The 12,220-nt window shown below is 38.6% G+C and carries 10 protein-coding genes; 7 read left to right on the top strand and 3 right to left on the bottom strand.

Annotated elements, in window-relative coordinates; all coding sequences use genetic code 11:
* Positions 1-214: 214 nt before the first annotated feature.
* Positions 215-694 (top strand): Dps family protein, encoded by a 480-nt coding sequence (locus BMX11_RS03775; protein WP_090881584.1) that lies wholly within the window; start codon positions 215-217, stop codon positions 692-694.
* A 199-nt stretch (positions 695-893) separates the two neighbouring features.
* Positions 894-2,726: a UbiD family decarboxylase gene (locus BMX11_RS03770; protein ID WP_090881582.1), complete on the top strand. Its 1,833-nt coding sequence runs from the start codon at positions 894-896 to the stop codon at positions 2,724-2,726.
* Between the two features lie 499 nt (positions 2,727-3,225).
* Here BMX11_RS03770 and BMX11_RS03765 read toward each other — a convergent pair whose 3' ends face one another.
* Positions 3,226-4,755 carry an OmpP1/FadL family transporter gene (locus BMX11_RS03765; protein WP_090881580.1) on the bottom strand — a complete coding sequence of 510 codons (1,530 nt, stop codon included), beginning with the start codon at positions 4,753-4,755 and terminating at the stop codon, positions 3,226-3,228.
* 17 nt (positions 4,756-4,772) lie between these two features.
* Positions 4,773-5,711: a hypothetical protein gene (locus BMX11_RS03760; protein ID WP_090881578.1), complete on the bottom strand. Its 939-nt coding sequence runs from the start codon at positions 5,709-5,711 to the stop codon at positions 4,773-4,775.
* A gap of 194 nt (positions 5,712-5,905) precedes the next feature.
* Between BMX11_RS03760 and proS the strand changes: the two genes are divergently transcribed.
* The 5 genes from proS (at position 5,906) to BMX11_RS03735 (ending at position 11,798) form a co-directional block, all read left to right on the top strand.
* Positions 5,906-7,378: a proline--tRNA ligase gene (gene proS, locus BMX11_RS03755; RefSeq protein WP_090881576.1), complete on the top strand. Its 1,473-nt coding sequence runs from the start codon at positions 5,906-5,908 to the stop codon at positions 7,376-7,378.
* Positions 7,379-7,581: 203 nt separating this feature from the next.
* Positions 7,582-8,721, top strand: coding sequence for a cystathionine gamma-synthase (locus BMX11_RS03750; RefSeq protein ID WP_090881676.1), 1,140 nt, complete (start codon positions 7,582-7,584; stop codon positions 8,719-8,721).
* Positions 8,722-8,801: 80 nt separating this feature from the next.
* Positions 8,802-9,656 carry a TIGR02757 family protein gene (locus BMX11_RS03745; protein WP_090881574.1) on the top strand — a complete coding sequence of 285 codons (855 nt, stop codon included), beginning with the start codon at positions 8,802-8,804 and terminating at the stop codon, positions 9,654-9,656.
* Between the two features lie 117 nt (positions 9,657-9,773).
* Positions 9,774-10,388, top strand: a complete 615-nt coding sequence (locus tag BMX11_RS03740) for a Crp/Fnr family transcriptional regulator (protein ID WP_090881572.1) — start codon at positions 9,774-9,776, stop codon at positions 10,386-10,388.
* Positions 10,389-11,150: 762 nt separating this feature from the next.
* Entirely contained in the window at positions 11,151-11,798 is a 648-nt protein-coding gene (locus BMX11_RS03735) for a response regulator (protein ID WP_090881569.1), read from the top strand.
* 28 nt (positions 11,799-11,826) lie between these two features.
* Here the strand turns inward: BMX11_RS03735 and BMX11_RS03730 are convergent, their stop codons facing one another.
* Positions 11,827-12,015: a hypothetical protein gene (locus tag BMX11_RS03730; protein ID WP_090881567.1), complete on the bottom strand. Its 189-nt coding sequence runs from the start codon at positions 12,013-12,015 to the stop codon at positions 11,827-11,829.
* Positions 12,016-12,220: the final 205 nt, after the last annotated feature.

The following is a 12,220-nucleotide window of genomic DNA, read 5'->3' as shown; positions in this document are numbered from 1 at the left end:
GCTAAAACAAGGGTTTTTGACTAAAGATAAATGACTTTTTGGTCAATTAGGGATATATTATTCAAAAACAATTACTTGCTGACGGACGCTACATTAGAATTACGATTAATAAACGTACATCTAAATCAGGTATTGTACAAAAAGTGAAGTGGACGCAAACTTTTATAGGGTACGAATTGTTAATCAGGCAGAAAAAAACATAAAACATAATACAATGGACGCTAAGGAAATAAGCCTAAATGAAAAAGAAGTAAAACCGGTTGTAGACCTGTTAAATGACTATCTTGCTAATTATCATATTCATTATCAGAAATTAAGGGGCTGTCATTGGAATATTAAAGGACAGAATTTTTTTACCCTTCACATTAAATTTGAAGAGTTATACACGAATGCTCAATTAACTATTGATGAAATTGCAGAACGTGTTTTAACTTTGGGTAAACCGCCACATAGCCGTTTTGCCGACTATATCAAAGAATCGCGGATTAAAGAGATTAATACTATTGGCTTGAAGGATTTGGATATGGTTGATGCTATTTTAGATGATATGGCGATATTGATTGAGTTGGAGAGAGAATTGTTAGATGCAACCGATGAAGCCAGTGATGATGGTACTAATGATATGGTAAACCGTTTCATGCAGTTTAAGGAAAAAAATACCTGGATGTTGAGGTCTTTTGCAGGAAAGAAATAGGAACTGAGTTTGGGGTGTCTAGTATTTAGTATAAAGTATCTAGTATCAAGTATCGAGTAGCAAGTATTGAGTATCAAGAGCGCGAAAAAGATACTATAGCCTGGATGACAAGGATGGCCGCTAATTGAAAGGACATTGTAAAATCTTTCAATTAGCGGCTTTTTTGTGGTATAGAAATTCGAAATATCTATCTTTGGGCATGGCGTACAAAAGTTTAGCAGAATGCGTTTCCGACTTAGAAAAACACGGTCATTTAATTAGAATAAAGGAAGAAGTGGATCCCTATCTGGAGATGGCTGCTATTCATTTAAGGGTTTTTGAAAGCAAAGGACCCGCTCTTTTTTTCGAAAAGGTAAAGGGGAGTCCCTTTCCGGCAGTTTCCAATCTTTTTGGAACATTGGAGCGCTCGAAATTTATATTTAGAGATACTTTACCTAAAGTGCAGGCATTGGTAGGATTGCGTAATGATCCGATGAAGGTATTAAAAAATCCATTTAAGTATGCTGGTTCGGCCTTATCTGCTTTATCTGCACTGCCATGGAAGACACCATCGGCAAAACAGAAGTTTTTAAAAACCAGTATTAGCCAATTGCCGCAGATTGTAAACTGGCCTATGGATGGAGGTCCGTTTGTGACCATGCCACAGGTATATACGGAAGATGTAGAAAAGCCGGGTGTTTTAAATTCTAATTTAGGCATGTACCGTATCCAATTGGGTGGTAATGACTATGTACAAGATCAGGAAATTGGGTTGCACTATCAGATTCATCGCGGAATTGGTGTGCATCAATCTAAAGCGAATGCACTGGGACAGCCTTTAAAGGTAAGTATTTTTGTAGGTGGTCCACCTTCGCACCCTTTGGCGGCAGTAATGCCATTGCCTGAGGGCTTATCTGAAATGACCTTTGCAGGCGCATTGGGTGACAGGCGTTTCAGGTATTTTTATGATGATGAAGGTTTCTGCATATCTGCGGATGCCGATTTTATCATTACTGGGACAGTTTATCCTAATGACAATAAGCCAGAAGGTCCTTTTGGCGACCACTTAGGTTACTATAGTCTTACACATCCTTTTCCACTGATGAAGGTGCATAACGTTTACCATAAACCTGATGCAATCTGGTCATTCACGGTTGTGGGCAGGCCTCCACAGGAAGATACCAGTTTTGGCGCTTTAATTCATGAGATTACAGGTTCAGCTATTCCTCAGGAAATTCATGGCCTAAAAGAGGTTCATGCAGTTGATGCTGCCGGGGTACATCCATTATTATTTGCTATTGGAAGCGAACGTTACACACCTTATTTAAAGGAGAGAAGTCCACAAGAGATCTTAACCATTGCGAATCATATTTTGGGTAAAAACCAGTTGAGTTTAGCGAAATATGTTTTTATAGCTGCAAAAGAGGATGATGCAACTTTAGATACGCATAATATATCTGGTTTTTTAAGTCATATATTAGAAAGGGTTGATTTTACAAGAGACGTACATTTTTATACCAATACGACGATTGATACCTTAGATTACAGCGGTGATGGGTTAAATAGTGGTTCAAAGGTGGTTATAGCGGCGGCAGGGGAGAAGAAGCGAGTCCTTTCTTCGAAATTGCCTGCATTAAATTTGCCTGGTGGTTTTTCTAATCCTCAGGTAGCAGACCAAGGTATTTTGATTCTGGAGGGGAATTCATTTTTAAATGCAGAGAAAACAGCTGCTGAAATAGCTATACTTAATTTGAGCTTAAAGGACCAGGATTTAACAGGATTTCCATTAATCGTTATTGCGGATGATGCGGAGTTTACTGCAAAAAATATCGATAATTTAGTCTGGGTAGCCTTTACAAGAAGTAATCCTGCGGCAGATATTTATGGAACTAATGATTTTACAGCCAATAAACATTGGGGCTGTAAAGGATCGCTGATTATAGATGCGAGGAAGAAGCCTCACCATGCACCGGAATTAATTAGAGATGCTGAAGTGGAGAAGCGGGTAGATGCCCTGGGCCAGAAAGGCGGTTCATTATTTGGAGTGATTTAAGTAATAAAAAAAGCTGTATCATAAATTAGGTTTTCCATGTTGAAAGCGTTTCGACAGGCTCAACGTGACAATGTTAAAGATAACCGCGAGTTCTTGAATGATAAATGAGGGATAAATTGTCGAATGGCTAGTGGAAGCTATGTTGAAAGCGGTTCGACACGCTGAACGTGACAATTTTGAAGAGACAATCGGAAGTTCTTGATGATAAATGTGAGATAAATTGTCTAATGGTTAGTGGGAGCTATGTTCAAAGCGGTTCGACAGGCTGAACGTGACAGTTTTGAAGAGACAACTTGAAGTTCTTGATGATAAATGTGAGATAAATTGTCTAATGGTTAGTGGGAGCTATGTTGAAAGCGTTTCGATAGTCTCAACGTGACAATGTTCAATAGCTTCAATTTGAAAACGTTCTAGAGTTGATGTTCTTGGTGAAAAAGGCACATCGCTAATTAGATAATTTAATAAAAAAAAATCCCCTGAGTAACAGGGGATTTTTTTATTAGAACCTAACACCAAAGGTTAGAAATACATTATTTCGATTGCTTTTTATATCAGCAACGGGTTCGCTATAATCATTCAATTCATAAGGACTAGAACTGAAGTTAGTTTTTAGGTTTTGGTAAGCTACATCGAAATAGTAGTTATCTACGCGGTAGCCAATACCACCAGTATAAAACTGACTTTGATAAAATGAGTTATCTCCACCTTTAACCCCGTTTCCATTTACACCGTATCCACCTCTTAAACTTACCTCATTACTTACTTTAACCTCAGCACCAATGCGATAGTTTACTGCTTCCTTGTAAGAATTCTGGATGAAAGTATTTGAACTGTTAATGGTTTGAATATCTGAACCATTATCTGCAGAGAAACGCATAGAAGAATAATCTACATAATCTACATCCGCAGAAATCAATGCCCTTCCACCGATAACATAACTTAAACCAGCTGATGCTTTAAGCGGCGTACGCAAGTTATATGTAAAGGTATAGTAGCGGGTAGGATTGCTAGATGAGGTAGGAGAGTTGGTTGCATTTCCAGCAAGATTTGCCTGTAAGGATTCGCTGGTGTCATCTTGTAAGTTCATCCAGGTAGGTGTTTGGAAATTAATACCAATTCTGAATTCGTTTACAGGTCTGAAAATCATACCCAGTTTTAAATTGAAACCACCCCCTTTTGTTTGCTGATTTCTAAAATGAGTAAGTGTATAGTTTTCATTGCCGGTATAGATTGGAACAGCTAATTGATCGTCGTAAGTATTCACTACGCCAGACTCTACATAATATGCATCGCTGTTGTACTTCACGTTTACAAAGCTTGCTGTTGCACCAATATAAAGTTTATTTGAAAAGTTTAGCGCTCCAGCTACGTTAAATTCAGACGTTGAACCCAACCTGGTTTCATTCCAGTTTTGGTCAAAATTAACGCCATTGTAAGGCTCTGCTGAGTATCCATTTGGATAATTGGGTGCATTTTTATTGATCAGGTAGCTATTGTAGGCATCGCCGGCAACACTGTTGTCGATACCAAAGCTATTGGCTTGCTCAGCATAAGCATCTCTGATAGAGCTGTTATTATTTATACCACTATAGTTGATGTTGTTAAAGAAATCGTTGTTACGGGCATAACTTAAACCATAAACAGCACTTACTAATCCCTTTTCAGTATCGGCTCCCTTTGCTTTATAAGTTGGATTGTAAAAAACCACACCTATATTATTAAGGTTAATTTGATTCTTACTTGATTTGGAGGTGTTCCCTAAAAAGGCATTTTGATTAGATACTGCATTAAATTCAGGGGTGATACTGAATTCTGATTTAGTAAATAAGCCCAGTCCTGCGGGGTTAGCACTGATGGAGCCGATATCGCCACCTACGCCGATTTGCGCGCCAGCCATACCTTTAAAACGAGAAGTACTACCGTAATTTGTTTGTGAAAACCTAAACGCATCCGGAGCATAGCTTTGGGCGTAACTGGTTCCTATAGTGGCTACTGTAGCCACTAGCGAAGCTAAAATATATTTTTTCATTGTGTGTTGCTATTTAATTAACCTCTTCCTGCTCTTGATGGTCTGCCACCGCCGCCGCCGCCACTATTTCCGCCACCATTAGATGGAGGTGGAGAGTAACTTGGTCTGCTGCTTTCTCTTGCTGGCGCAGATGGTGTGTAATTTTCATTTCTGGTAGGTCTGGTGCTTTGACCGCCTTGAGGTTGGTTTCCATAAGTTTGGTTTCTTGTAGGTCTGCCACTTACATTACCATTGCTGTTGGGTCTGTAGTTTCCATTCCCTTGCGCAACACCCGAACGGCTTGGTCTGCCAAAGTTTGTACTTCCAGGATTCATTCCTGTTCTTGGCATACCTGTATCGTTACTTCCTGGTCTTGGTCTGTAGTTTCTGTTGGCCACGGTACCACCACCGTAGTAGCCTCCACCTACACCCCAGCCGCCACCGTACCAGCCACCGCCCCAACCGAAGCGATCGTAGTAGGAGTATGGGCCCCATGCATTCCAGCCAAAGGGAGAATTCCATCCGTAACCGAAGTTGCCATAATAGAAAGGATTATTCCAGATACTTCCATATCCGAAACCGCCTCCCCATCCCATATTTAATCCATAGCCGCTATTCCAGCCTAATCCAAAACCTAAGTAATTAGATGCGCCGTAGCTATTTCCATAATAGTAGTTGTCATAATAAGGATCGTAATAACCTCTGAAAGAATAACCGTTATAGAAACGGTTGATTCTGGAAGCGTAGTCCATATCATAGTAGGGATTACTTGTTCCATAGTATTCATCGTCATACGCCGGTTGTTGCTGATCCTGAGGTTGTGGTCTTGGAGCCACGTATTCAACCTCTTTAGCTTTTGCAACCGAGTTGTAAACATCATCTGTAGACTTGTTTTGAGCCAATTTTGATGTAGAGCATGATGCCACCAACCCAGCGGCAGCAATCATTACAATGGGTAAAAATTTAATTGGTTTCATTGTGTTTATATTTAGTTGTGTGTGTTAGAAGATAGCAGCGCCATATTGTCCATCCCATCAGCTATAAAATTAGTTAAAAAACGATTTAAAAAATTAATGCTACGTATTGATAATCGTTTTGTAGGCATAAATTTATAAATTTGTGGTCTAATTTCACATTTTTTAACATACAATTTACGTTCCAAATACATAACATGAGCAAAGAAATTACAAGCAGAGAAACAGATTATTCTCAATGGTACAATGATATCGTGATCAAAGCAGACTTAGCTGAGCATTCGGCGGTGCGTGGATGCATGGTTATTAAGCCCAACGGCTATGCTATATGGGAAAAAATGCAAGCGGTATTAGATAAAATGTTTAAAGATACCGGTCATAGCAATGCTTATTTTCCTTTGTTCATTCCAAAGTCATTTTTTTCTAAGGAAGCTTCTCACGTAGAGGGATTTGCAACTGAATGTGCAGTTGTGACACACTATCGTCTGAAAAATGACGGAAATGGAAACATTGTTGTAGATGAGACGGCTAAACTGGAAGAAGAACTTATTGTTCGTCCAACTTCAGAAACGATTATTTGGAATACGTATAAAGGCTGGATTCAATCTTACCGCGATTTGCCTATTTTAATTAACCAATGGGCGAATGTGGTACGTTGGGAAATGAGAACACGTTTGTTCTTACGTACGGCGGAGTTTTTGTGGCAAGAAGGACATACCGCTCATGCCACTGCAGAGGAAGCTATTGAGGAAACAGAACGCATGTTGCATATTTATGCCGATTTCGTTGAAAATTGGTTAGCTGTACCAGTAGTGAGGGGGAGAAAATCCCCAAATGAAAGATTTGCAGGCGCTTTGGATACCTATTGTATTGAGGCTTTGATGCAAGATGGAAAAGCATTGCAAGCGGGAACCTCACATTTCTTAGGTCAGAATTTTGCCAAAGCTTTTGATGTTAAGTTTACCGGAAAAGATGGTAAGTTAGATCATGTGTGGGCAACATCATGGGGGGTATCAACCCGTTTAATGGGCGCATTAATCATGGCACACAGTGATGATTCTGGTTTAGTTATTCCACCAAAATTGGCTCCAATTCAAGTGGTAATTGTTCCGATTTACAAAGGGGAAGAAGATTTAGCTAACATTACTTCATACGTTAATGAACTCACCATGCGTTTGAAAGGTATGGGAATCTCAGTAAAATTTGATGATCGTGATACTCAGCGTCCGGGATTTAAATTTGCTGATTATGAAATGAAAGGTGTCCCTGTCCGTATTGCTATTGGTGGTAGAGACATGGAAAACAAAACGGTTGAAATTGCGCGTAGAGATACTAAATTAAAGCAAACTGTACCGCAAGAAGGCCTGGATATTTACATCGTTAAATTGTTGGATGAAATTCAGCAGAGCATGTTCAACAAAGCGTTAGCCTACAGAGATGAGCATATTACAGAAGCCAATACTTACGAGGAATTTAAGGCCTTGTTAGATGGTAAAGCTGGTTTTATCTCCGCTCATTGGGATGGAACTCCAGAAACCGAACAGAAAATAAAAGAAGAAACCAAAGCTACGATCCGCTGTATTCCTTTAGACAATAAATTAGAGGATGGCATCTGTATTTACTCTGGGAAACCATCTATACAAAGAGTATTGTTTGCAAGAGCGTATTAATTTGGTTTTGAGTTGGGAGTTTTGAGTTAGGAGACCTGAGTCTGATTGCCACAAGCTAAATTTAGTCACTCGGCTGACTATAGGTGCAACAAAAAAAGAAAAAAGTGCTGAGGAGGGATGGAAAATTCCTCCTCGGGAATAATTATAAACCCGTTGGGATTTGGTTTCAAATCTCAATGCTATTAGCCTATATTAAGAAAGAAATGAAATTCGGAACAAAAGCTATACATGCTGGCCAAGAGCCTGATCCAACCACAGGTGCCGTAATGACACCTATATATCAAACCTCTACTTACTGGCAAAAGTCTCCTGGTGATAATAAGGGATACGAATATTCGAGAGGTACAAATCCTACGCGTAAGGCTTTAGAGGATTGTTTGGCTGCGTTAGAGAACGCAAAGTATGGTTTAGCCTTTTCGAGCGGAATGGGTGCAACAGATGCTGTGCTGAAATTATTGCAACCAGGCGACGAGGTGATTACAGGAAACGATCTTTATGGTGGTTCTTACCGGATGTTTACAAAGATCTTTAGTAAGTATGGTATTAAGTTTCACTTTTTAGATTTGTCTAAGCCAGAGAACATCTTACCTTATATTAATGATAAAACTAAATTGGTTTGGATTGAAACGCCAACTAATCCGACCATGCAAATTGTTGATATTGAGGGTGTAGCGAAAATTACTAAAGAGAAGAATTTAATATTAACAGTTGATAATACATTTGCCTCTCCATACCTGCAAAACCCTATTGATTTAGGTGCAGACATTGTAATGCATTCTGTAACCAAATACATTGGTGGACACTCGGATGTAGTAATGGGGGCTTTGGTAACGAGTAATGAGCAACTTTATAAAGACCTTTGGTTTATATATAATGCTTGTGGCGCTACTCCGGGGCCACAAGATTCTTTCCTGGTTTTAAGGGGAATTAAAACCTTGCACCTACGGATGAAAGCGCACTGTGAAAACGGTGAGCGCATTGCTCATTATCTTAAAAACCACCCTAAAGTGGACAAGATTTACTGGCCGGGTTTTACTGATCATCCCAATCATGATGTAGCGAAGAAACAAATGAGAGGTTTTGGTGGAATGATTTCCATTACATTAAAGGATGCTGATTTACAGGAAACTTTCAGGATTTCTTCCAATTTTAAAGTATTCACCTTAGCGGAGTCGTTGGGTGGTGTAGAATCGCTAATCAATCACCCGGCTACCATGACACATGGCTCTATTCCAAAAGAGGAAAGAGAAAAAGTGGGCGTAACGGACAATTTATTGCGACTTAGTGTAGGTGTTGAAGATATTGACGATCTTTTAGAAGATCTGGAAAATGCTTTAAAATAAGAATATTAAAAAATAGACAGGTCATCTGTTGCGTTATCGGCTTACTGATTTCGGGCAGATGACCTTTTTGCTTTAAATTGATGGATAGATTAGAACTACAGAATTTCCTGGATGCTAAAGTTGATCAATACAACAGGCCTGATTTTATTCCGAATGATCCAATCTGCATTCCTCATTTATATAGCAAAAAGCAGGATATTGAAATTGCAGGTTTTTTTGCTGCAATATTGGCCTGGGGGCAACGCAAGACTATAATTAATAAGTGTAAGGAGCTTTTAGAAAGAATGGATAATGCACCATTCGATTTTGTAACTCAGCATGAGGAGCAGGATTTGAAAAGTTTGTTAGGCTTTAAACACCGTACCTTTAACGATACGGATCTACTATACTTTATTGCATTTTTTAAGTTCCATTATACTCAGTCGACCACTTTGGAAGAGGCTTTTATTCCGCAGAGCAGTCGGGTTTTTCGTGCTGATTATTTGGATATAACGGTAAACGTAGGAACTGTTAGTCTTAGTTCAGAGGTCTGCATGGCGGGCAATCTGAATTTCAGCATAGAGGAAGCCCTCAATTCTTTCAGAGATTACTTCTTTTCATTGGAAGATTATCCTCACCGGACAAAAAAGCACATCTCATCGCCGAGGCAAAAATCGACTTGCAAAAGGTTAAATATGTTTTTGCGCTGGATGGTAAGAAAAGATGACCGTGGTGTAGATTTTGGTCTCTGGGAAACGATTAAACCTTCACATTTAATTTGCCCTTGCGATGTTCATGTAGATAGGGTAGGAAGATTGCTAGGCTTAATTAACCGGAAGCAAACAGACTGGCTAACAGCAGTAGAATTGACTCATTATCTGAAGGCTTTAGATCCGCTGGATCCGGTAAAATACGATTTTGCACTTTTCGGTTTGGGGGTAGAAAAGATTTTATAGCAAGCGGTATTAAATAAAAGTTAAAAAAAACTTCTTTTTTAACCTCAAACTTCATATACTTACATCTAAGTTCTACATTGGTATGTAGGATTAAATCTATCCCAATTTCTAAATCTAATGATCGCAGTCAACTTATCTGATGAAGATAGGTGGAAAAAGTATAACAACTTTTCTCCACTGATATCTATTTTTAAGAAATTTCATCCCCTCAATGATGAGATCGAAAGAAGGATTAACCAGCACACTTTTCCCATTAGTTATAAGAAAAATAAATATTTGGTCTCTCCGGTAGATCGCAATAAATATCTTTTCTTAATTGTTAAAGGCGTTGTTCGTGGCTTTATTAAGGATGGCGAGAGTGAAATAACAACCTGGATAGCCAAGGAAAATGAAGTGGTGGGTACCATTCGCAATTTATGGGTTGAGGGTGATTCGGAGGAATACCTTCAGGCATTAGAGGATGTTGACTTAATTGCAATTCCCCACGTATTATCTGAATACTTATACGAGAATTTTGCTGAAGCCAATATTGTGGGTAGAAAAATGATGGAGACCTACTACCGCTCGGCGGAGGAACGTGCTTATCTCTGTAGAATTTCTTCTGCTGAAAAGCGTTATAAGCGTTTTCTGGTTTCCTTTCCTGACTTGATTAATCGTGTTTCGTTAAAGTATATTGCTTCTTTTTTAGCTATAAGATTAGAAACGCTAAGCCGGATCAGGGCGAAGATATAAGTAGAGCAGGGGTGTAGGTTTAACCATAGAGTACGCAGGGATAAGGCGCAGGTTTAACCAAAGAGTGCGCAGAGATAAGGCGCAGGTTTAACCACAGAGTACGCAGAGATATGGCGCAGAGGACACAAAGTTGGGTGTTCGATTCTTGAGCAAAATTAGATTGAACTTTCGTAGAAGCTGGTTCGTGGGGCACGAACCAGGGGGAGTCATTTAAACTTTCATTGAAACCGGTTCGTGGGGCACGGACCAGGGGGAGTCATTTAAACTTTCATTGAAACCGGTTCGTGGGGCACGGACCAGGGGGGAGTATTAAGCTTTCAATCGAAACTGGTTCGTGGGTCACGAACCAGGGCGAATAAATACCTCATCATGAACAGCTAAAAAACGTGAGTAATCCACTCAACTGATAATATCATTTGTCTTTTTTTGGGTATGGTGTAAGATAAGCACTACTTTTTTAATGATTTTTTGAGTGTTTGATTTTGAACTCATCTTTTTGGGGTAACGACTGCTGTTGTGGTTATAAAAGCTAATTCATTTAATCTTGAAACTGTTTTGTAATCGCCTGTATATAAGTGTTATTTGTTTCATTATTAGCTTTTTGTTTGAGAGGGTCTTGTACAATTTATAGTTTGAAAATGTTTTTTAGGTTCAAAACTGAGAAAATGTGTATAATAAATTTTACAGAATTAGACAATAAATTCAATTACATTGACGTAGAATAAATAACTTTTAGTACATTGCGACACAATACATAATATAATGAAAGCAAAAAATGCAGTAAGCACATTTACGGTCCTTATCGCCGATGATCATGAAATTATCAGGAGAGGGTTAAAAAGTTTAATTTCTGACTTTTGGCCTGGTGTTGAAATTATAGGCGCTTCTACTTTAGAAGAGGCATTAGTAGAAACAGAGAAGTCGCCAAGTTTAATCATTATTGATGTTAACTTGCCGGGTGGTAATAATCTGAAAGTTATTGAACAGTTAAAGCAAATTCAACCTAATGCGAAGATCTTAGTATTTTCTTCCTTGAACGAAAATATTTATGCTGTTCCTTATTTAAAATCGGGTGCTTCTGGTTACTTAACTAAAAATGCAGAAGAATCTGAGATTGTTACAGCCATCACAACGATTTTGGCGGGAAGCAGATATTCTAGCAGAAATGTTAAAGAAAATATGTTCAACAGTATTTTAGGAAATGATGTTGACAATCCGTTTACCAAACTTTCGGGAAGAGAGCTGGAGGTTGCAGAATTACTGACTAAAGGAGTAGGGGTACTTGAAATTTCCAATCAGCTTAATTTACAAATGGGTACCGTAAGTACTTATAAATTAAGGCTTTTTCAAAAGTTAAAGATAAAAAGTATTATAGAACTCGCTGAAAAGATGAGCATCTACGAAAGATAAAAAGAGTTAACGGCTCTTTTTATCTTTTCTATTTTTCCCTGTGCTTATTGGTAGTTCCAGGGCCATCTTCATCTCCTGATTCATTAGATGACTCTCCCGCCTCTCCATATTTATCCGAGGCACCCTTTCCATTCTGATCAAAAGTTGCCTTTTCCTTCGATGTGCCAGTTGTCTTCTTCTGGTCTTCCGCTTCTGATTTTTCTTTCTTACTTTCCATAATACCTATTCTTATTCAAAGAACAATTGGTTGAGTAAATAGTTTATCAAATTTACTTTTGACTAATTTTAATGTACTACGAACTTTAAAATAAGCTAATTTTTTCGCCTGGTTCTACACTGACTTATTTTTCAAAAAAGACAATTGCATTGAAATAAGTAGGTTAACTTTTACTTGATGTATGATCTTTTAGATAATTAAAATA

Origin of the sequence: Pedobacter rhizosphaerae, from assembly GCF_900111155.1 — a bacterium.
Classification (GTDB): Bacteria; Bacteroidota; Bacteroidia; order Sphingobacteriales; family Sphingobacteriaceae; genus Pedobacter; species Pedobacter rhizosphaerae.
The sequence above is the reverse complement of the archived record's forward strand: the minus strand, read 5'-3'. Positions and strand labels throughout refer to the sequence as shown.

Excerpts from the sequence above, each read along its gene's own strand:
- BMX11_RS03765 (WP_090881580.1), bottom strand. The coding sequence starts at position 4,755 with ATGAAAAAATATATTTTAGCTTCGCTAGTGGCTACAGTAGCCACTATA.
- proS (WP_090881576.1), top strand. The coding sequence starts at position 5,906 with ATGAGCAAAGAAATTACAAGCAGAGAAACAGATTATTCTCAATGGTAC.
- BMX11_RS03730 (WP_090881567.1), bottom strand. The coding sequence starts at position 12,015 with ATGGAAAGTAAGAAAGAAAAATCAGAAGCGGAAGACCAGAAGAAGACA.
- BMX11_RS03745 (WP_090881574.1), top strand. The coding sequence starts at position 8,802 with ATGGATAGATTAGAACTACAGAATTTCCTGGATGCTAAAGTTGATCAA.
- BMX11_RS03750 (WP_090881676.1), top strand. The coding sequence starts at position 7,582 with ATGAAATTCGGAACAAAAGCTATACATGCTGGCCAAGAGCCTGATCCA.
- BMX11_RS03740 (WP_090881572.1), top strand. The coding sequence starts at position 9,774 with ATGATCGCAGTCAACTTATCTGATGAAGATAGGTGGAAAAAGTATAAC.
- BMX11_RS03770 (WP_090881582.1), top strand. The coding sequence starts at position 894 with ATGGCGTACAAAAGTTTAGCAGAATGCGTTTCCGACTTAGAAAAACAC.
- BMX11_RS03735 (WP_090881569.1), top strand. The coding sequence starts at position 11,151 with ATGAAAGCAAAAAATGCAGTAAGCACATTTACGGTCCTTATCGCCGAT.
- BMX11_RS03760 (WP_090881578.1), bottom strand. The coding sequence starts at position 5,711 with ATGAAACCAATTAAATTTTTACCCATTGTAATGATTGCTGCCGCTGGG.
- BMX11_RS03775 (WP_090881584.1), top strand. The coding sequence starts at position 215 with ATGGACGCTAAGGAAATAAGCCTAAATGAAAAAGAAGTAAAACCGGTT.